Annotated in this window: 24 protein-coding genes and 3 pseudogenes; 4 read left to right on the top strand and 23 right to left on the bottom strand. The window is 62.4% G+C overall.

Features of this window, described 5'->3' with window-relative positions; translation table 11 throughout:
- Positions 1 to 2: 2 nt before the first annotated feature.
- Positions 3 to 476 (bottom strand): hypothetical protein, encoded by a 474-nt coding sequence (locus P1N55_RS06165; RefSeq protein ID WP_276278067.1) that lies wholly within the window; start codon positions 474 to 476, stop codon positions 3 to 5.
- Between the two features lie 150 nt (positions 477 to 626).
- Between P1N55_RS06165 and P1N55_RS06160 the strand changes: the two genes are divergently transcribed.
- The 3 genes from P1N55_RS06160 to P1N55_RS06150 all read left to right on the top strand — a co-directional run bounded on the left by P1N55_RS06160 (position 627) and on the right by P1N55_RS06150 (position 4375).
- On the top strand, positions 627 to 1532 hold the full coding sequence (locus P1N55_RS06160) for an alkaline phosphatase family protein (protein ID WP_276278066.1): 906 nt from the start codon (positions 627 to 629) through the stop codon (positions 1530 to 1532).
- 69 nt (positions 1533 to 1601) lie between these two features.
- Entirely contained in the window at positions 1602 to 2933 is a 1332-nt protein-coding gene (locus P1N55_RS06155) for a sulfatase (protein WP_276278065.1), read from the top strand.
- Positions 2930 to 4375 (top strand): sulfatase, encoded by a 1446-nt coding sequence (locus tag P1N55_RS06150; protein ID WP_276278064.1) that lies wholly within the window; start codon positions 2930 to 2932, stop codon positions 4373 to 4375. The genes P1N55_RS06155 and P1N55_RS06150 overlap by 4 nt, the downstream gene beginning before the upstream one ends.
- On the opposite strand, the pseudogene P1N55_RS06145 reads toward P1N55_RS06150, so the two are convergent.
- A pseudogene (locus P1N55_RS06145) lies at positions 4367 to 5447 on the bottom strand (glycosyltransferase family 4 protein). The gene P1N55_RS06150 and the pseudogene P1N55_RS06145 sit on opposite strands and share 9 nt — an antisense overlap.
- A 137-nt stretch (positions 5448 to 5584) precedes the next feature.
- On the opposite strand from P1N55_RS06145, the pseudogene P1N55_RS06140 reads away from it, so the two are divergent.
- Positions 5585 to 5932, top strand: a pseudogene (locus P1N55_RS06140) (transposase); the annotation flags it as partial.
- Here P1N55_RS06140 and P1N55_RS06135 read toward each other — a convergent pair.
- The 21 genes and pseudogenes from P1N55_RS06135 to P1N55_RS06035 form a co-directional block, all read right to left on the bottom strand.
- Complete coding sequence (locus P1N55_RS06135) at positions 5827 to 6336, bottom strand: hypothetical protein (protein ID WP_276278771.1); 510 nt, start codon at positions 6334 to 6336, stop codon at positions 5827 to 5829. The pseudogene P1N55_RS06140 and the gene P1N55_RS06135 sit on opposite strands and share 106 nt — an antisense overlap.
- 94 nt (positions 6337 to 6430) lie before the next feature.
- Entirely contained in the window at positions 6431 to 7042 is a 612-nt protein-coding gene (locus P1N55_RS06130; RefSeq protein WP_276278063.1) for a hypothetical protein, read from the bottom strand.
- A 185-nt stretch (positions 7043 to 7227) separates the two neighbouring features.
- Positions 7228 to 8694: a preprotein translocase subunit SecY gene (gene secY / locus P1N55_RS06125; RefSeq protein ID WP_276278062.1), complete on the bottom strand. Its 1467-nt coding sequence runs from the start codon at positions 8692 to 8694 to the stop codon at positions 7228 to 7230.
- A gap of 6 nt (positions 8695 to 8700) precedes the next feature.
- On the bottom strand, positions 8701 to 9198 hold the full coding sequence (locus P1N55_RS06120; RefSeq protein WP_276278061.1) for an uL15m family ribosomal protein: 498 nt from the start codon (positions 9196 to 9198) through the stop codon (positions 8701 to 8703).
- Complete coding sequence (gene rpmD / locus P1N55_RS06115; RefSeq protein ID WP_276278060.1) at positions 9198 to 9662, bottom strand: 50S ribosomal protein L30; 465 nt, start codon at positions 9660 to 9662, stop codon at positions 9198 to 9200. Before rpmD ends, P1N55_RS06120 begins: the two co-directional genes overlap by 1 nt.
- On the bottom strand, positions 9662 to 10300 hold the full coding sequence (locus P1N55_RS06110) for a 30S ribosomal protein S5 (protein WP_276278059.1): 639 nt from the start codon (positions 10298 to 10300) through the stop codon (positions 9662 to 9664). The genes rpmD and P1N55_RS06110 overlap by 1 nt, the downstream gene beginning before the upstream one ends.
- Positions 10297 to 10860, bottom strand: a complete 564-nt coding sequence (locus tag P1N55_RS06105; protein ID WP_276278058.1) for a 50S ribosomal protein L18 — start codon at positions 10858 to 10860, stop codon at positions 10297 to 10299. The genes P1N55_RS06110 and P1N55_RS06105 overlap by 4 nt, the downstream gene beginning before the upstream one ends.
- A complete protein-coding gene (locus P1N55_RS06100) occupies positions 10860 to 11309 on the bottom strand; it encodes a 50S ribosomal protein L19e (protein ID WP_276278057.1) in 450 nt (149 codons plus the stop codon). The genes P1N55_RS06105 and P1N55_RS06100 overlap by 1 nt, the downstream gene beginning before the upstream one ends.
- Positions 11309 to 12020 (bottom strand): annotated as a pseudogene (locus P1N55_RS06095) (50S ribosomal protein L32e). The gene P1N55_RS06100 and the pseudogene P1N55_RS06095 overlap by 1 nt, the downstream one beginning before the upstream one ends.
- Positions 12020 to 12556, bottom strand: a complete 537-nt coding sequence (locus tag P1N55_RS06090) for a 50S ribosomal protein L6 (RefSeq protein WP_276278056.1) — start codon at positions 12554 to 12556, stop codon at positions 12020 to 12022. Before P1N55_RS06090 ends, P1N55_RS06095 begins: the two are co-directional and overlap by 1 nt.
- A gap of 2 nt (positions 12557 to 12558) precedes the next feature.
- On the bottom strand, positions 12559 to 12951 hold the full coding sequence (locus P1N55_RS06085) for a 30S ribosomal protein S8 (protein WP_276278055.1): 393 nt from the start codon (positions 12949 to 12951) through the stop codon (positions 12559 to 12561).
- A 2-nt stretch (positions 12952 to 12953) separates the two neighbouring features.
- Positions 12954 to 13130 carry a 30S ribosomal protein S14 gene (locus P1N55_RS06080; RefSeq protein ID WP_276278054.1) on the bottom strand — a complete coding sequence of 59 codons (177 nt, stop codon included), beginning with the start codon at positions 13128 to 13130 and terminating at the stop codon, positions 12954 to 12956.
- Entirely contained in the window at positions 13127 to 13660 is a 534-nt protein-coding gene (locus tag P1N55_RS06075; protein ID WP_276278053.1) for a 50S ribosomal protein L5, read from the bottom strand. The genes P1N55_RS06080 and P1N55_RS06075 overlap by 4 nt, the downstream gene beginning before the upstream one ends.
- A complete protein-coding gene (locus P1N55_RS06070) occupies positions 13657 to 14376 on the bottom strand; it encodes a 30S ribosomal protein S4e (RefSeq protein WP_276278052.1) in 720 nt (239 codons plus the stop codon). The genes P1N55_RS06075 and P1N55_RS06070 overlap by 4 nt, the downstream gene beginning before the upstream one ends.
- Positions 14373 to 14735 carry a 50S ribosomal protein L24 gene (rplX, locus tag P1N55_RS06065; RefSeq protein ID WP_276278051.1) on the bottom strand — a complete coding sequence of 121 codons (363 nt, stop codon included), beginning with the start codon at positions 14733 to 14735 and terminating at the stop codon, positions 14373 to 14375. The genes P1N55_RS06070 and rplX overlap by 4 nt, the downstream gene beginning before the upstream one ends.
- 4 nt (positions 14736 to 14739) lie before the next feature.
- Positions 14740 to 15138 carry a 50S ribosomal protein L14 gene (locus P1N55_RS06060; RefSeq protein ID WP_276278050.1) on the bottom strand — a complete coding sequence of 133 codons (399 nt, stop codon included), beginning with the start codon at positions 15136 to 15138 and terminating at the stop codon, positions 14740 to 14742.
- Complete coding sequence (locus P1N55_RS06055; RefSeq protein WP_276278049.1) at positions 15138 to 15476, bottom strand: 30S ribosomal protein S17; 339 nt, start codon at positions 15474 to 15476, stop codon at positions 15138 to 15140. Before P1N55_RS06055 ends, P1N55_RS06060 begins: the two co-directional genes overlap by 1 nt.
- The gene (locus tag P1N55_RS06050; protein WP_276278048.1) at positions 15467 to 15754 is read right to left on the bottom strand and encodes a ribonuclease P protein component 1; all 288 of its coding nucleotides are present in this window, start codon (positions 15752 to 15754) and stop codon (positions 15467 to 15469) included. Before P1N55_RS06050 ends, P1N55_RS06055 begins: the two co-directional genes overlap by 10 nt.
- Positions 15754 to 15969 (bottom strand): 50S ribosomal protein L29, encoded by a 216-nt coding sequence (gene rpmC / locus P1N55_RS06045; RefSeq protein WP_276278047.1) that lies wholly within the window; start codon positions 15967 to 15969, stop codon positions 15754 to 15756. The genes P1N55_RS06050 and rpmC overlap by 1 nt, the downstream gene beginning before the upstream one ends.
- Entirely contained in the window at positions 15966 to 16883 is a 918-nt protein-coding gene (locus P1N55_RS06040; RefSeq protein WP_276278046.1) for a 30S ribosomal protein S3, read from the bottom strand. Before P1N55_RS06040 ends, rpmC begins: the two co-directional genes overlap by 4 nt.
- Positions 16883 to 17344 carry a 50S ribosomal protein L22 gene (locus tag P1N55_RS06035; RefSeq protein ID WP_276278045.1) on the bottom strand — a complete coding sequence of 154 codons (462 nt, stop codon included), beginning with the start codon at positions 17342 to 17344 and terminating at the stop codon, positions 16883 to 16885. Before P1N55_RS06035 ends, P1N55_RS06040 begins: the two co-directional genes overlap by 1 nt.
- Position 17345: the final 1 nt, after the last annotated feature.

Below are 17345 nucleotides of genomic sequence, written 5' to 3'. Positions count from 1 at the left end.
GCTTATCGCACCTCGAACGTCAGCGTCTGGAGGTCGAAGCGCCAGTACCGGAAGAAGAGGGCAAGGACAAACAACGCGCCGACGGCGGAGACGACGTACTTGTACGCCTTGGAGGCGCCGGCGGGGTTGACAACGCGGACGGTTTCGGCGGCGACCGCGCGACCGGGCCGGAATACGCCGTAAACCTGCACGACGCCGCCGGGTCGCACGCTGGCGTCGAAACCGTCGACGGTGGCGGTGAACGCACCGCCGGCGTACATAACCCTGACCCAGCCGGTGCCTACAGTCGCGTCGACCTCGACGACGTCGCCTTGAACGAACACTTGCTCGCCGACGTACTCGCCGGGCTGTCGGTCGAGTTCCTCGTAGGTCGGGTACTCCCAGTGGTCGCTCCGGTGAGTGCTGTAGTGAGTCCCGAGTCCGAACACCCCCGCGACGAGTATGAGGGCGACGAGGATGCGGACGAACGTGTGCATGGACGACCGGTTCGCCGGGAACTATCTGTACGTTTCGGTGTCGGTCGCACAGTTCGAACCCGAGTCACACCGTGCCCAGACCGGACGCGGATTACCCGAGTGCGCGACGGGGACCGTCACGTTTTTATCGATATCTCTGCTAAGGCGAGTATGTATTCCCTCTCGGACCTGCAGACCGCTCTAGACAACCCGGAGTGGTTCGCCAGGGAGGCCAACCGGCTCTGGGCCCACCGGCTGAACCTGCACGACCACAACCCAGAGGGGATCGATGTCTTCGCGGCCGACTGGGACAACCTCGTGATCTTGGACGCCTGCCGCTACGACGAGTTCGAGCGGGCCTGTGACCTGCCTGGCGACCTGTCGAAGGTACAGTCCCGTGGTGCCACGAGTTCAGAGTTCGTCCGCGGGAATTTCTCAGGCCGACAGCTACATGATGTCGTCTACGTCTCTGCGAATGTTTATTATCCATACCTTCGTAACGAGATTAACGCCGAGGTCCACGCGTTCATTGGGCTCCATGAGGGCGAGATGCGAGACGCTGGAGACGGCCTGACGACCCATCCGGAGACAGTGACAGAACACGCGCTGGCTGCACACGAGTCCTACCCGAACAAGCGACTCATGGTGCACTACCTGCAGCCTCATCAGCCATATATCGGACCGTATGGCCGTGAGCGGTTCGACGCAGGCCGTGGTCTCATCGACACGGTGAAAAAAACGAACCCGACACGCGAAGAACTGCTCAGAGCTTACCGCGAGAATCTGGATCTCGTTCTGGACGAAGTGGAGACACTGTTGGCAGAACTGCCCGGGAAGACGGTTATCTCTGCCGACCACGGCGAGATGCTCGGTGAACGGATGCGACCGATTCCGCTAACCGACTACGGGCACCACGCCGGCGTCTATATAGACGAACTCATCGAGGTTCCGTGGTTCATCGCTCAGAACGGTCCGCGGAAGGAAGTCATCGCTGAACCGCCAAGTGAATCTGCTAATGACAGGTACGATCGTGAGGCCCTAGCCGAACACCTTGAGGCACTCGGGTACCGGGAGTGAACGCAGGCCTGAGGCGGCCCGAGCAAGGGTGAGAAACTCTTAATCCACTCTATCGAAAAGGGGTACCTAATGACTGATATCAACGTCCTTCTCCTCACCATCGATTCTCTCCGCTATGATGGCGTTTTTACCGAGGAGTTCGAGACGCCGACGTTCGACCAGTTAGCTGATACCGGTGTGACGTTCGACAGTTGTTACTCACAGGGTATCAGCACCGCTCCGTCAATGACCGCGATACTGACTGGGCGATATCCGCTGGACTACGGAGGTCACTGGTATCTGGAAGAGAGTCAGCCGACGATGGCCGAGGAGTTCCGCCGCAACGGTTATGCGACGGGGGCGATTCACTCGAACCCGAATGTCTCGCGTCTAAGAAACTTCCACCGCGGCTTCGAGACGTTTGAGGAGAACATACTTCCGTATGATCCGGATGGCTTGGTCACGAACGCCCCAGACGATTTGTTGCGGTATGCAAACAAGGTCGCACGAATCCTCCGGAGGACGCCGTATAAACCAGCGGGGAAAATAAACGCGAGCCTCCTGTCTTGGATTCAATCTCGAGAAGAGCCATGGTTCCTCTGGACGCAGTACATGGACGTCCATGGTCCGTACCTGCCTGGGGACGAATTCAGCTACCGGAACAAGTTCAAGTCGGAACGACTCTGGCGAAAGGCTGCTGTGACATCACCTGACGAAGTTACCAAAACGGAACACGAAGAACTCCGGCGGAACTACAAGAAAGAGGTGGAATACCTTGACGCCGAAATCGGTCGGTTCCTCGACGAGCTAAACGCGGAGGGCAAACTCGCTAATACCGCCGTCGTCATTGTGAGTGACCACGGCGACGAATTCTTCGAACATGGTCGTTATGGCCACGGGAACCTGCCATACGACGAACTCACACATGTTCCACTCATCGTACGCTTCCCAGAATTCGTCGACGTTCCACAACCAACCACTGTCAATGAACTTGTAAGAACGATCGATGTCCTCCCGACGATGTTGGATCTTGTCAATGCAGATCTTTCCGCAGAAATGGAGGCCCGAATGGTTGGGAACTCGCTACTACCCGTAATTCGAGGTGACAAGTCAGGGTGCGACTGCATCGTAACAGAGAAAGAAATGCGAGGAGAAACCGCCCTCCGATTCGGGTTTCGGACGGACCAGTGGAAGTACATCTACGACGGCAAGACCGATGACCACCTCCTGTATGATCTTGGAGTGGACCCGTCGGAAAACAGAAACGTTGCCGCAGATAATCCAGAAATCGTTGACCGGTTTCGTGATCGACTGCAAGCCCGTCTCGACAGTATCGAAGAAACCTCGAGTAGCGTCCAGATTCCAGATCTTGAGGATGGCGAAGGAGTCTCTGAACGGCTCCGGGCACTCGGGTACAAATGAATGTCGTTCTGGTCGTTATGGACACTGTCCGCCACCGTAGCTTCGACATCGGTGGTGATGCCGATGTACCACTAGCGGAGGTGTCGACCGACATGACTATGTTGACGAATGCGTTCGCGACAGCACCTTGGACGCTGCCGTCACACGGATCACTATTTACTGGAACATACCCGTCTAAGCACGGCGCTCACGCGGGCCACAAGAGACTTGAAACCGATGTCACCACGCTAGCCGAGGTGTTAGCGGCGAATGGCCACGAGACAGTCGCCGTCTCGAACAACACTTGGATCAGCGAGGAGTTCGGTTTCGAGCAAGGATTCGAGACGTTTTATAAGACTTGGCAGTACATCCAATCAGAAACCGACTTCGGGACAATTGCCCGACAAGAAGAGGGGGTAGCGAAAATCACACAGGCAGTAAAGACAATCTTCGATGGGAACCCGATTACGAATCTTGCGAACGCGACGTATGGACAGTTCTTCAGGAAGGCTAACGACGACGGGGCAGCCCGTACAAACAAGTGGATAGAGTCATGGTTGTCCACGAGAGACGACAGACGACCATTTTTTCTATTCGTGAACTATCTCGAGCCGCATCTCGAATATCGGCCGCCGAAACAACACGCAGTTGCGCAACTCCCCGACGGCATCAGCTACGACGACGCGATGGCGGTCTCACAGGACGCGTGGGGGTATATTACCGGGACAGTTGAGCTGACCGACGACGACTTTGAGATTCTGCGGTCGCTGTACAGGGCGGAAATTGCCTACCTCAACGAACGGATTGCGACACTCGTTGACGCGCTAGAGGCCGCCGGCAAATGGGAAAATACCCTGTTCCTCGTCACGAGTGACCACGGCGAGAACATTGGGGAGCACGGTCTGATGGACCACCAGTACGCACTCTACGACACTCTCCTGCACGTCCCGTTGTTCATCCATGGCGGGCCTTTCGACGGTGGCGACGTCAATGACCTCGTCCAGTTGACCGACATCCCACCGACTGTCCTTGACGTACTAAATATCGATGCACCGGAGGCATTCAAGCAGTTTCAGGGCACCTCGTTCCATCCTGACGCCGACGAGACCCGCGAGTTCGCCGTAGCCGAGTACCTTGCTCCCCAGCCCTCTATGAGTGCCCTAAAAAAACGAGTCGGTGAACTCACGGACAGTGTACGTATGTACGACCGGTCGCTGCGCGCGCTGCGCACCGATCACTACAAATACATTCGTGGATCCGATGGTTCACAGGAACTGTATGACGTTAAGATTGACCCTGACGAAACGGACAACATCGCCGAAGCAGAGCAAGAGGTCGTGGCTAAACTCGACCAACAGTTAGACGAGTGGCTGGACTCATTCGAACACGCCAAGAACGCGGACGAGGTGGCTATGGATGACGATACAAAATCTCGCCTTGAGGAGCTTGGCTATCTACAGTAGTCCCTGGAGTTCTTTTGTGGTCCGTTCGACGGTAGTATCCCAGCGAAAGTCCTCAACGGCGATATCGCGACCGGTCATCCCGAGACCCGGTTCGTCAAGCACCCGCTCCAGCGCGGCTTGATACTCTTCGATATTACCGATCGCTACCGTCTCGCCAGCCCGCTGAACCACCGGCGCAGTGTGTTCCAAATAACTCGATACTACCGGGACACCCGACGCGAACGCTTCCAGCACTGTCCGAGGTAAACCTTCGGCACGGCTAGGCAATAAGAGCGCATCGGCAGCGCGATACGTGGCCGGCATCTCATTGTACGGAACTCGCCCGAGAAACTCCACCCTGTCATGGCTCATCTCTTCGAGTTGCGGTCGCATCGGTCCGTCGCCGACGACGTAAAGTCGCGCGTTCGTGTTCGTTGGAAGACGCGAAACCGCCCGAACCGCATCCTGTGGGCGTTTCCCTTCGACCAGTCGACCGACGAATAACACCACAGGCCCCTCATGGTCAATCCGCTCACTAGGTGGCCCATCAGGAGTAAAACGATCCGTGTCGACACCGTTGGCGATGACCTCAATTGGCGAAGTGACGCCGAAATCCCTTACCCGCTCTTTGTCCTCTTGCGTATAACAAAACACTATGTCTGCTTGGTTGAACGTCCATCGTCCACCGGTCCGTAGGTACAAATCAAACAGCCACTCCAAGGCATTCTGTGAATAGAGTCCGTGGTTAGTAATCGCCAGCGGAACGCCATCCAGTACCCGGTTCAACGCCGCCAGATTCGTGGAGAAGTAAAGGTGAGAGTGAGCGTGGATCACGTCGAAGTTGCCCGCTGTCTGTAAAGCGCGCGATACCCAGTGAGATTTCGTTGTTTAGCAATTCGACTGTTGCCGACCGGCGTACTATCGTGTATCCGTCTCGCTCTTCCCGCCGTGGCAAACTCTCGTCGTCAGAGACAGTCAGCACCGTTACGTCGTGGCCCATCGCAGCCTGATCCCGGCTCATCGCGTGAACGTGGTAGCTGCCACCACCGGGAACCTCGGGATAGAGGTTTTGCGCAACTCTCAGAATCCGCATATATCCCGACGTTGCCCGAGAGCCTGTAAGAAGGTACTGGTACCATCCAGCCGGGTGACTTTGCTCTGTTGAATAGCGATCTAATCAGCCGATATCAGTAGTTTAGAAGGATGAAGCCGAGGAATTCGACTCTGTCCATGGAAATCGATCTCCTCGACTTCGTTGAGCACTGTCGTCGGCTAGCTAAACAAGCATTGGGGAAGGACGCGGGCGAGCCCGCCAGCGGCGGGTTCGCCCGCTGGGTTCACGTCGTTCTGCACTGCTTTCGGCTCGAAGAAGGCCACAGCTACCGTGAAACGCCGAATCGGCTGAAGTATATGGCCGAGATTCGTGAAGCACTCGGCTTAGATTGGGACGATGTGCCGGACTACAGCACGATCTACAAATCGTTTGACCGGCTGAAAATGTGGGTGTGGCGGGCGCTGCTGCGCGTTTCAGCGCAGCAGCACCCTGTCTGCCAGAAGAGCCGACAGACGAGTTCGTTTCGTATCTTCGAGAAGTCGGTCGCTCCGGGCGGATGGTCGAACAAGGGCTTCAGTTCCTCGTAATCGGGGGCGATGATGTCTTCCCGACCTTCCCGATGCAGGATTCGCGTGTATGCGGCGTTGTTGCTGATGTCGTATTGATTGGGGAGCGTAATCTCGGCCGTGGGATTCTCGATGTCGTTCGGTCTGTCGGGGTCGGTCGAGATCCAGTGGTAGAACTTACTGACAGAGGCGAACCGGTTCGAGATCGTCGTCTCGGCGAGGCCGTCGCCGACCATCGCGTGGACGAACGCGTCTACGGTCTCCTCGTCGGCCTCCAGCGGGTCGTAGCCTTCTTCGGCACACCAATGTAGCCACGCTTCGGCTCCTTTCTTCCGACGGGTGATGGTGGTGTCCTTGTCCACGAAGGCTGTGAGCCATCCAGCATAATCGTCGAACAGCTCCTGGTACTCGTCCAGTTCGCGTTTCGACCCGAACTGACGTTGTCCTGCCGTTCCATCAGAAGTCACCCTCCTTGTCCGGTTCGGGAACTTTCGAGCCCTCGACGAATTCGAGGGCTTCGTCCATGTTGTCGACCTCGGACGATTCTTCCAGTGTCGCACGGAGGTCCATCTCGTCGGGAACGCTGCTTTCGGCGGTCGGATCGACTTCGTACCAGCGACGCGTCCCCTCGTCGATGACGCTTTCGACGTTCACCGTCGGCTGTCGCTCCAGGTAGATGAGCGCGCGTCGAACTGTCGAACTCGATTCGTCGATGTGGGCGCTGATGTCCTGAGCGGTACCAGTCAACTTCGGGCGTTCATGGGCTTCGAGCTTGATCTTGTATAAGGGGGTAAACGCGATTAGGTGTTCCTCGTCCTCGACGACCGGCAATACATCGTGGCAGCGATGGGCGATACGGAGGAGTTCCTGCTCGTCAATTTCTTCTGGCTCTGCGTCGCCAAGTGTCGCGTCGTCGAGTTGCGTCTCGACCGCCTCTAGTCGTTCGTGGATGGTGTCGAGCGACTCTGTGAGTTTGTCGGGGACCGACTGCTCGTCGTCCTCGTGGTTCTTGAGCACCCACTTCCCCTTGATCGTGTTGCCGACGGCGGTCTTGATCAGGTCGGTCATCGTCGAATGCCGGGATTCCTCGACGTATTCGAGCCACTCTCGCTTGTGCTCGGGATCGATACGGATGCGGATATGCGGAGAGGGTTCGTCGTCGTTCGAAGAACCGGAAGCCGTACACCCCTGTTCAGGGAGGAGCTTGAAAGAATTACCGGGGGTAGAGAAGTGTGTTTACAGAGCGAACACACTCAGCCGAACATCTGGCGCATCATCGGATGCATCTCCATCAGCTGCTCCTCGGCGATCTCCTCGTACAGCTTGTACGTGATTGAGACCGTCAGCAGCAGCCCAGTTCCGGAGACACCGCCGATGGTGCCCATCATGTTCGCCAGGACGGCGAGCAGGCCCACGAGCGCGCCGCCGATGATGGTCACCTGCGGGATGTACCGTTCCAAGACCTTCTCGATGACGCCGACGTTCTGGCGGAACCCGGGGATCTGCATCCCGGAGTTGTGGATCTGTTTGGCCGTGGCCTCGGGGCCCATGTCGGTGGTCTCGACCCAGAAGACGGCGAAGATGGCGCCGCCGACGAGCATGAACGTCAGGTCGACCCCGATGCGGATGAGGATCTGCCAGACGGGCTGGCTGGCCGACTCGAGCCACCACATCCACTGCTGGGGGCTCTGGATGGGGGCCAGGAAGTAGAACAGCCCACCCGTGGGCTGGCCGTTCGAGTAGGTCCCTAGCCACGCGGGCATTGACGCAAGCTGAGCGTCCAGAATGCGCCCCAGGAACTGGATGTTGGCCTGGAGCGCCCGGACGAGGATCATCGGCAGGACGCTGGCGTAGATGAGCTTCACGGGGAAGCGACCGCGCGCGCCCTTGACCCGGGCGTTCGAGAGCGGGATCTCGACGCGGACCGACTCGGCGTAGACGACCACCGCGAAGATGAGGACGGTGGTGATGAGCGCGAGGATGCGCCCTTGGCCGAGGATGATGGTCTGGAGCCCTTCCAGTGCGAGCACCGGGCCGGTGGACTGCTGGCCGGTGATGAAGAGGAACCAGGTGTGGATGATGCCGCTCTGGCCGCCGATGACCGGCGTCGTCAGCAGGCCGCCCAGTAGCCGCTGGCTGACGCCGGCGACGATGAACAGCCCGATACCGGAGCCGACGCCCCACTTGGAGATGACCTCGTCCATGAAGAGGATGAGGACACCGCCGACGAAGATCTGGGCGAAGATGAGCCACTGGACGCCGGCGGTGCCGATGCCCAGCGACTGCGCGACGGCCGGGTCCGCCGGCAGGAAGCTGCCGGCGAAGACCATCGGCAGGCCGGTCAGGCAGATCATCACGATCACGAGCAGCTTCTGGAGGCCCTGGTAGAGGACCTGGTCACGCGGGTCGTTTTGCGTGTCCAGGCCGAGCAGGTCGGCACCGCCGAGCAGCTGCAACACGATGGAGGCGGTGACGATGGGCCCGATACCCAGTTGCATGATGCTCCCCTGTCCGGAGGCGAGAATCGAGGCGAAGCGCCCGAAGACCGCCTGGCTCTGGTCGATGTCGAGGCCGAACAGCGCGACGTTCGTCAGGAAGAAATACAGCAGCAACACGCCCCCGGTCCACGTCAGCTTGCGCTTGAACGGGATGTGTTTCTCCGGGCGGCGGACTGCTGGCATCCGGACGAGCAGCGGTTCGGCGGTGTCCTTCCAAGTCATGGGTCGTTATTCCTCGTCGTCCGCGTCTGCATCCGCGTCCGCGTCGGCGGCCTGGCGCTCCTGGCCGCGTTCGGTCAGTTCGGTTGTGCCCCCAGCCGCTTCAACCTTCTCCGTCGCCTGCTCGGAGAAGTCGTCCGCGACCAGCGTGAGCTCGTTGCGAACCTGGCCGGCGCCGAGCACCTTCACGACGTCGACGTCGTGGCCGTCGTCGACCACGTCGCGGACGTCGATACGGTAGCCGTCGCCGTCCTCTTCGGCGACGCCGTCGGCGGCCAGCAGCGCCGCGTCCTCGTCGAGCTCGCGGACGTCGACCGTCGCGACCTCTTCTTGGACCTTCTGTGGGCGCTTGAAGCCGCTCTTGCCGAGCGGTTCGTAATTGTGCATCTCGTGCTTGTCGCGGCCGGCGGCCCCGCGACCACCGCGGTGACCAGCCCCGCGTCGGTTCTTGTGCGAGCCGCCGCCGTGCGTGCGCGAGCCGCGCTGTCGTCGTTTCTTGCTCGTCATTATCGCATCGCCTCCAGGAGGTCGTCGATGTCCTCGGAGTCGTGGCGGCCGAGTTCGCCGCCCTCCGTGACCGGGTGCTTGATCCCGTCGTGGCCGCCCCGCGGCGGGTGCAGACGGAGCGTGGGCGAGAGGCCCTGCTCTTGCAGGGTCGTCTCCTCGGAGATGAGCGCCCACGCCAGCCCGGCGATGTCGTCGTAGTCGGTGTTCTCGGCGACCCACTCGTCGTCGACGTCGTCGTCACCCTCGGCGGGTTCGGCACGCGTCTCTAAGAGCAGTTCGAGGGTCTCCTGGCTGGGCTCGCCGAAGGCCACGTAGTCGTTGACCTTCGACACCATGCCGCGGTAGGTGTCCGTGTCGGGGACGAGGGTCGCGTGATTCACGTGGTGGATGTTCAGCATCTTCAGCGTGTCGTGGATGTCGGTATCCATGTTGACGTCGCCACGGAGCTGGACCAGTGCGTGCATCACTCGATCACCTCACGTTTCTCGAAGGTTCGTTCGGGCACACGGGCTTCGGCCGTGTTCTGAAGTGCGTTGAACGTCGCCTTCGCGAAGTTGACCGTCGTGCGGGTGTTGCCCGACGAGCGGGTCCAGATGTCCTCGATGCCGGCGAGTTCGAGCACCTTGCGGACGGTCTCCCCGCCCGCGAGCCCCAGGCCGCGCGGGGCGGGCTGGAGCTCGACCTCGACGCTCCCGGCCTTGCCCTCGGTGCGCAGCGCGACCGTGTGCGGACGGCCACAGCCACACTCCCAGGACCCACAGCCACGGGAGACGTCGATGATGTTCAGCTTCGCGATGTCGATCGCCTTCTGGATGGCCCCGCCGACCTGGTCGTCACGCCCCTCGGCGTAGCCGACCAGTCCGTTGCGGTTGCCGACTGCGACGACACAGCGGAACTTCACCCGCCGGCCGGAGTCGGTCATCCGCTGGACCATGTTGATGTCCAGCACCTCGTCTTCCAGGTCGGGAACGAGCTGGTCGACGACTTCCGATTCTTTCAGGGGAAGCCCCGAGTTGAGAGCGTCCTGCATGGAGTCGATCTCGCCCTCGGCGACCTGCTTGCCGAGGCGTGTGCGGGGTTCCCAGCCGTTGTCAGCGCTCATAGTTCGATGTCACCTTCCAGTAGCGTCTCCCGGACCTCGTCGAAGTGTTCCGGGAGGTCCGTTGCGTCGAAGTCCCCACTGTACAGCGGTTCGTCCAGCTGCTCGGCGTACTCGGCGATGTGGCCACCGCGCGTGCGCTGCCAGTCGGCGAGCACGTCGTCGTTGTGGGGGATGTCCAGGCCGGCGTCGATGGCGCCTTCCTGTATTGCGAAAACTTTGCTTCCGGGTGTCGGGGAGTTGAGGCCGATGTCGAGCACCGCTTCCTCGACGCCCGCGTCCAGCGCGCGAAGCCCCGCGAGCAGGCCGGTGAGGTAGGCCGCGGGCATGTTGCCCGTCGGCGCCTCCCAGCCGTACTCTTCGAGGTCGCCCGACTGTGCGGACGCGAGCGTTCGATCGCCCTCGGGCCCGAGGGTCACCAGCTGCGCCCTGACGTGCTTGTTGCTCTTTCGAGCAACGAGGCGGGGCTTGCCGGATTTCAGCAGGCGCAACCGCTGATGGTAATCGGTTCGGGCCTCGCGGCGTCGCCGCATCGGCACCTTGTATCGTGGTCCTGTCGCCATTATTCGTCACCGTAGTTTGCTTCGATGTAACGTTCGAGGTCCGCCACGCTGTCGAACTCGCCACCGCCAGCCATGTCGTAGAGCTCGCGGTACTCGGATTTCGACAGCGTGCCGTCGTCGCGCAGGTCGCGCAGCGTCGAGCGCTGGGCGCGGATGCGCGACGTCCAGTCCGCCTTCTCGTTGTTCCGGGCGCCGGCCTTGCCCTTGCGGGAGCCGGCTCCCTTCTGGTGGCCGTAGGAACGCTTCTGTGCCCGTTCGCGTGCGCGGCCACGGGAGTTGCCCTTCGCGTCTTTCGCCGTGATGGCGCCCTCGTCGACCAGTTCGCGGATGTCATCGCGGGTGATCGCGTCTGCGATGTCACCCTGGCGCTCGGGGTCGAACCACAGTCGGTTCTTCCCGACGTCGAGGATGTCCGCGGCGAGTCGCTTCTGTGCTTTCAGGTTCGTCATCACTCACTCACCTCCACTTCGACGTAGGTGGGGTTGAGGACGCGGATGCCCTTGGCCTCCGCCTCCTCCTCGATGCGCTCGCGCTTGCGAGCGCCGACCTTCGAGGCGATACGGACGGCCTCGCGGTCCCCGTCGACGCCCTCGAGGTCGGCCACGTTGTGGACGCGGACCTCCTCGAAGCCCGAGGGGTGCTTGCCGCGGACGGCCGTCGGCGAACGGAAGCCCGCCTCGACGGTGTCGCCCTTGCCCTTGATGCCGCGGCGCTGCTTCGACAGCTGGCCGCGGGGGCGGCGCCACGAGGTCGAGACGCGCTTTCTTGTGGTGGTCCTGCCGGTTGAACTTCGGCTTGCCGACCCGGTGGCGCTGGGCCAGGAGCCGGGCTTCCTCGTCGTCCAAGTCCGGCGTCTTGTCGGCGAGCCCGCGGGGCTGGAGTTCCGTCTCCACGTCCTCGGCGGGTTCCTCCGCTTCGGTCTCGTCTTCGACCTCGGCCTCGGCCTCCTCGGCGACCTCGAGGCCGCCGACGTCGGCCTTGATGCGGGCGGCGAGCGCGTTACCGATGCCCTCCGCCTCGGCCAGTTCGGACTGCTCTGCGCGGCGGACGTCGTCGACCGTCTCGAAGCCGGCCTCGCGCAGCGCGTCGGCCTTCGCGTCACCGACGCCGCTGATCTCGGTGAGGTCCTCGAACTCGTCGTTGGATTCGTCGTCTGCCATCAGGCGTCACCTCGGTTGGGTTTCTGGGTGATGTACACCCCGTCCTGGAACACCCGGACGTCCTTGTCGTTGACGCGGGTGAGCTGTTCGATGTCCGCGGCGGTCTGGCCGACGGCCTCGATGTCCGAGCCCGTCAGGGTGAGTTCCTCGCCGTCGATCTGGACCTCGGTGTCGCCGTGGATCGTCGTGCGACGGGCGGCCTTCTCGCCGAGGAAGTTCTCGATGACGACTTCGTCACCCTCGACGTTGACCTGCATGGGGAAGTGAGAGTAGAAGACTTCCATCTCGTACTCCCAGCCCTCGGTCACGCCGTGGAACATGTTCTCGATGTGGCTCTCGAAGGTACCCATCGTCGACATCGTCTTGGCGTCGTCCTCTTCCGAGGAGATGACGACCGCGCCGTCTTCGACGGAGACGTCGATGTCGGGGTACCAGAGCCGACGTGTGACTGTGCCGTTGGGACCGTCGACGGTGACGTCGAGGTGGTCCATCTCGGCGGACACGTCCTCCGGAATCTGCAGTTCTACTCGTGGCATTGTTAGTACACGTACGCGATGACCTGGCCACCGACGCCCTCTTCGCGGGCCTCGTAGTGGCTCATGATGCCGTGGCTGGTCGTGACGACGAGCGTCCCGTAGTCACGGGCGGGGAGGTAGCGCTTCTCCCACTTCTCGAACTCGTCGGCGCCCGCCGAATAGCGGGGCTTGACCGGGCCACACTCGTTGATGGCACCTTTCAGTTCGACCTCGAACTCGCCGGCTTTGCCGTCGTCGACGAAGGTGAACCCGTCGATGTACCCGCGGTCGTAGAAGACCTCGAGGACGGCGCCGATTTCGTTCGAGGCGGGCGATACCGTCTGCTCCAGATGCCCGACGCTCTCGGCGTTGTTGATGGCCGACAGCGCGTTGGCGAATGGGTCGTTTCCTGTCATTGTTAGCTGTACTTCTTGAAGCCCATTCCCCGCGAGATCTCGCGGAAGCACTGGCGACACAGCCAGATGTCGTACTTGCCGACGAGTCCCTGCTGGCGCCCGCAGCGCTGGCAGGACTCGAGCTGGCCGGTCCGCTCTGCCTCTGTGTCGGGCTCGTCCTGGGTTTCACTTTCGCTCATTCGCTCACCTCCACGTCGAAGGTCGACTCGACGAACGCGACGGCGTCCGACGGGTTGAGTCGATGGTTCGAGGGAATCGATCGCGAGGCCTTGTCACGCTTGGCGACGCGGTAGCCGGGGCGGACGAGGTTGACCGTCACGTCCAGCCCGTAGATTCCGATGTTCGGGTCGTACTCCTGGCTCGGGAACTCCGTGTGTTCCTCGACGCCGAAGCTGAAGTTGCCGGTGTCGTCGAACTGCGACGACGTGAGGTCGGCAAGCGGCAGCGCGGTCTCGAGGAACTCGGCGGCGACGTCGTCACGCAGCGTGACCTTCGCGCCGATGGGGTCGCCCTCGCGGATGTCGAACTCGCCGACGGTCCGCTTTGCCTTCGTCCGGACGGGGGTCTGACCCGTGATCTCGCCGAGGATGTCCTCGGCGTTGGCCAGGTCGCGGCCACCGTGGCCGATGCCCATGTGGACGACGACCTTCTCGATGCGCGGTTCGCGCATCTCGTGGAAGTCGGCGCCTGATTCGGTCTCCGAGCTCATTCGTCGTCACCCTCCTTGTCGTCGCCCGTGAAGTTCTCGTCGATGACGACGACGTACTCCTCGATGGTCTCGAAGCCGTCGCCGTCCTCCTGGGCGACCAGGACGTTGTTCTGTGCGGAGCCGGGCGTGACCTGGATCTCGTCGACGGTGCCGATCTCGCCGGCGTGGGAGCCCTCGACGGCCGTCACCAGCGCACCCTCCTCGTACTCGAAGTGGGCGACGACGTCGCCGGACTCGTTGTCGACGACGATGGAGTCGCCGCCGGAGTAGGCGTCGCCGTCCTCGACGACGAGCGTCTCGCCGTCGTGGAGGCCCAGCTGGATGTCGCCACCGGCGACCTGCGTCTTGGTGACGATCTTGCCCAGCTTGGACTCGGCGGCGTCGGCCTCGATGGCCGTCAGCGCCAGTCGACCGCCCTCGCCGGGGAAGACCCGGTAGTACTCCTCGCGCTCGGTAAAGGCCAGGATGTCGAACATCCCGACGGGGCGCTCCTCGTCGGAGACGGCCGTGCCGTTGATGAGCACGTTGTCGTTGTTGAGCGCGTAGCGCGCTTCCTTGCGGTTGTCGACGTAGCCGAGCACGTCCCGCAGGACGATGAGCAGGGGGACCCCCGACTCGCCGTGCGGGCCGGCGCCGGCCTTGACCGTGAACGTGGCTGTCTTGCGCTCTACGGGCCAGCTGTTTGGCACCGAGAGGCGTTTCTGGTGGTTACTCATGCGGAATCATCCTCCGATTCGAGACGCACGACTCGCTTCGAGTCCTCGGTGTCCAGGTCGGTGACCCGCACGTTAGAGGAATCGAGCGGCCGGGGGACCTCTTCGCCGTCCGTCTTCTCGAGGGTCACGCCCTCGACGTGGATGACGGCCTTCTTGAGGTCGACCTCGAGGACTTCGCCCTCTTCGCCGGCGTCGTCGCCGCGAAGCACTTCCACCGTGTCACCGGCGTTGACGCGGACGTTGCGCTGGCCGTACTCCTCGCGGAGTTCGTCCGAGAGCGTCGCCCGCACCTGCTTGTGCTTCTCGTGCAGCGAGGCGCGTCGTTGATTCGTTCGCTGTTTGTGTGGTTGCTCTGTCATGGTTCTATACGATCATCGTCGCGGCGGACGCGACACTTCCGAACCGCTCTGCGACTTCCCGAGCGATGGGCCCCTTGAGTTCGGTCCCGCGGGGGTCCTCGTTCTCGTCGACGATGACGGCCGCGTTGTCTTCGAACTTGACGCGGGTGCCGTCGGGTCGGCGGATGGGCTTTCGCTGGCGGACGACGACGGCCTCGAGCACCTGGCGACGCATCTCGGGCGTCCCCTTGGTGACCGACACCGTGATCTTATCGCCCAGGCCAGCCTTCGGGTGACGGTTCTTCGTCCCCGAGTAACCGTGGACGGAGATGACCTTGAGCTCGCGTGCACCCGTGTTGTCGGCACACGTGATGAGCGAGCCCTTCTCTAGGCCCTGCGTGACGTCGGCGCCGAGCGCCTCCATCAGGCATCACCGTCCTGTTCGTCCGCGACCACGCCGACGACGACGTGGCTCTTTGTCTTCGAGAGCGGTCGACACTCTGCTACTGTGACCGTGTCGCCGACTTCGAGCTCGAGACATTCGGGTGCGTGGGCCGGAATCCGGCTCCGCCGCTTCATGTAGCGGTCGTATTTGGGCACCTTCACGTCGTACTCGCGCTCGACGACGACGGTCTTCTGCATGTCGGTGGAGACGACCTCGCCGTTCAGCGTCTGGCCGCGCACGGAGAGTGCTCCGTGGAACGGACAGTGCTGGTCGGCACAGGTCTCCTCCGGTTCCTGTACGTTCAGTCCTAGCGCCATTGTGAATCTCCTGTGTTCTCTGTGCGTCGAGCGGGACGGGCGACGATGCGCTCGCCCTGGACCCGGACTGTCTCACCGGTCTCCAGTTCGAACGCGAACGTCGCATTGTCCTTCGGCACGTGCCACACCCGGTCTGCCCCCTCGATGGCCAGCGTCTGGGTCGTCTCGCCGACGACCCGGCCGCCGATGCCGACGACGTCCGGGCTGGACGCCGCGACGACCTCGACGTCGAGGCCGACGAGTTCGTGCCGCGGGAGCGTCTCGGGTGTCAGTGGCATTATTCGTCCTCCTGCAGGTCGCCTTCTTCCCGCTGGATCGTCTTGATGCGGGCGACGGCTCGTCGCAGCTCGCTGATGCGGCCCGGGTTGTCCGGGGCGCCACCCGCCGCCTGCACGGCGCGGGCGTTCAGCAGTTCGGTCTTGAGGTCCTCGAGCTCCGCCTCGCGTTCGGCGGGGGTCATGTCGCGGACCTCCTGGACGTGGAGGACGGTCATTCGTCGTCACCCTCCTCGTCGTCTGCCTCGTCCATCTCGTCCATCAGTTCCTCCGCCTCCGCGGCGGTGTCCTCGTCGAGTTCCTCGTCGACGGCGGCCTCGAGCTCGTCGACGTCGACGTCCTCGACGTCCTCGTCGGTGGGGACCTCGACGTCTTCCTCGATGACCTCTTCGTCGACGGCCGCGGCGGCCTCGTCGGGTTCGACGCCGTCGTCGGGTTCGCCGCCGACCTCGGTCGTCTCGGCGTCCTCGGGTTCGCCCTCGAGGAGCTCCTCGACGCTCTCGCCGTCGGTGTCGGCGACGTAGTCCTCGACCTCGACGTCGTCGTAGATCTCGAAGTCGTCGGGCAGCTCGGCGTTGGGCGGGATGATCTTGACCCGGACACCGATGGTGCCCAGCTTCATCACCGCGACGCCGACGCCGCTGTCGACGATCTCCTCGGCGGGTTCGCCGTTGTGCTTGATGTAGCCGCGGTTGAACTTCTCGACGCGCGAGCGGGCGCCCGTGACCTTCCCGGAGAGGACGATCTCGGCACCCAGCGCGCCGGCCTCCATGATGCGGTCGATGGTGGTGTGGCCCGCCTTGCGGAAGTACCAGCCACGCTCGAGGGCGTTTGCCAGTCGGTCCGCGACGATGCGGGCGTTGAGGTCCGGTTCGTCCACTTCCTGGACGTCGATCTGCGGGTCGTCGAGGTCGAACCGCTCCTCGAGTTCCGTCGTGATCTTCCGGATGTTCTTCCCGCCCTTGCCGATGACCATCCCTGGCTTCTCGGCTTTGAGGACGATCTGGGTCCCCATCGGCGTCTTGGCGACGTCCATGCCGCCGTAGCCGGCGCGACCGAGTTCGTCCGCGAAGAACTCGTCGATCTGGGTCCGCTGGAGGCCGTCCTCGATGAACTGGAGTTCGTCGGCCATTATTCCTCGACCTCCTCTAGGATGAGTTCGACGTCGACCAGCGGCGTGTTCCAGGCGGAGGCCCGGCCCATCGCGCGCGGTTTGCGACCCTGCTGTTCGCCGACCTTGTGGGCGGCGACGTGCATGATCTCCATGGATTCACCGTCGAATCCCTGGTGGTCGGCGTTGCCGACGGCGTTCTCGAGCAGGTCGATGAAGGCCTCGCTGGCCTTCTGTGGGTAGCGTCCGGCGTCCCACCCGTCGACCTTGCTCTTGTGGCCGACGCCCGAGTTGTGCTGCTTGAACGCGACCGGCTGGTCGCCCTCGATGACTGCTTCGAGGAACTCGACGGCCTCGCCGGCCGTCTTGCCCTTGATCTCCCGGGCGATGGCCTTGCTGTGCTTGTGGCTCATCTGCCGTTCCCGAAGCATCGCTTTCGCGGTGGTCTCCGGGTCGGCGTCGACTGAGTAGCTGATTCCCATA

The organism is Haloarcula regularis (genome assembly GCF_029338315.1).
Classification (GTDB): Archaea; Halobacteriota; Halobacteria; order Halobacteriales; family Haloarculaceae; genus Haloarcula; species Haloarcula regularis.
The sequence above is the reverse complement of the archived record's forward strand: the minus strand, read 5'-3'. Positions and strand labels throughout refer to the sequence as shown.

Coding starts and splice junctions, on each gene's coding strand:
- P1N55_RS06085 (WP_276278055.1), bottom strand. CDS start 12,951: ATGACAGGAAACGACCCATTCGCCAACGCGCTGTCGGCCATCAACAAC.
- P1N55_RS06160 (WP_276278066.1), top strand. CDS start 627: ATGTATTCCCTCTCGGACCTGCAGACCGCTCTAGACAACCCGGAGTGG.
- P1N55_RS06060 (WP_276278050.1), bottom strand. CDS start 15,138: ATGGAGGCGCTCGGCGCCGACGTCACGCAGGGCCTAGAGAAGGGCTCG.
- secY (WP_276278062.1), bottom strand. CDS start 8,694: ATGACTTGGAAGGACACCGCCGAACCGCTGCTCGTCCGGATGCCAGCA.
- P1N55_RS06070 (WP_276278052.1), bottom strand. CDS start 14,376: ATGAGTAACCACCAGAAACGCCTCTCGGTGCCAAACAGCTGGCCCGTA.
- P1N55_RS06120 (WP_276278061.1), bottom strand. CDS start 9,198: ATGACGAGCAAGAAACGACGACAGCGCGGCTCGCGCACGCACGGCGGC.
- P1N55_RS06050 (WP_276278048.1), bottom strand. CDS start 15,754: ATGCCACTGACACCCGAGACGCTCCCGCGGCACGAACTCGTCGGCCTC.
- P1N55_RS06155 (WP_276278065.1), top strand. CDS start 1,602: ATGACTGATATCAACGTCCTTCTCCTCACCATCGATTCTCTCCGCTAT.
- P1N55_RS06090 (WP_276278056.1), bottom strand. CDS start 12,556: ATGCCACGAGTAGAACTGCAGATTCCGGAGGACGTGTCCGCCGAGATG.
- P1N55_RS06080 (WP_276278054.1), bottom strand. CDS start 13,130: ATGAGCGAAAGTGAAACCCAGGACGAGCCCGACACAGAGGCAGAGCGG.
- P1N55_RS06040 (WP_276278046.1), bottom strand. CDS start 16,883: ATGGCCGACGAACTCCAGTTCATCGAGGACGGCCTCCAGCGGACCCAG.
- P1N55_RS06165 (WP_276278067.1), bottom strand. CDS start 476: ATGCACACGTTCGTCCGCATCCTCGTCGCCCTCATACTCGTCGCGGGG.
- P1N55_RS06035 (WP_276278045.1), bottom strand. CDS start 17,344: ATGGGAATCAGCTACTCAGTCGACGCCGACCCGGAGACCACCGCGAAA.
- P1N55_RS06150 (WP_276278064.1), top strand. CDS start 2,930: ATGAATGTCGTTCTGGTCGTTATGGACACTGTCCGCCACCGTAGCTTC.
- P1N55_RS06110 (WP_276278059.1), bottom strand. CDS start 10,300: ATGAGCGCTGACAACGGCTGGGAACCCCGCACACGCCTCGGCAAGCAG.
- rpmC (WP_276278047.1), bottom strand. CDS start 15,969: ATGACCGTCCTCCACGTCCAGGAGGTCCGCGACATGACCCCCGCCGAA.
- P1N55_RS06100 (WP_276278057.1), bottom strand. CDS start 11,309: ATGACGAACCTGAAAGCACAGAAGCGACTCGCCGCGGACATCCTCGAC.
- rpmD (WP_276278060.1), bottom strand. CDS start 9,662: ATGCACGCACTGGTCCAGCTCCGTGGCGACGTCAACATGGATACCGAC.
- P1N55_RS06130 (WP_276278063.1), bottom strand. CDS start 7,042: ATGACCGACCTGATCAAGACCGCCGTCGGCAACACGATCAAGGGGAAG.
- P1N55_RS06055 (WP_276278049.1), bottom strand. CDS start 15,476: ATGGCGCTAGGACTGAACGTACAGGAACCGGAGGAGACCTGTGCCGAC.
- P1N55_RS06075 (WP_276278053.1), bottom strand. CDS start 13,660: ATGAGCTCGGAGACCGAATCAGGCGCCGACTTCCACGAGATGCGCGAA.
- P1N55_RS06105 (WP_276278058.1), bottom strand. CDS start 10,860: ATGGCGACAGGACCACGATACAAGGTGCCGATGCGGCGACGCCGCGAG.
- rplX (WP_276278051.1), bottom strand. CDS start 14,735: ATGACAGAGCAACCACACAAACAGCGAACGAATCAACGACGCGCCTCG.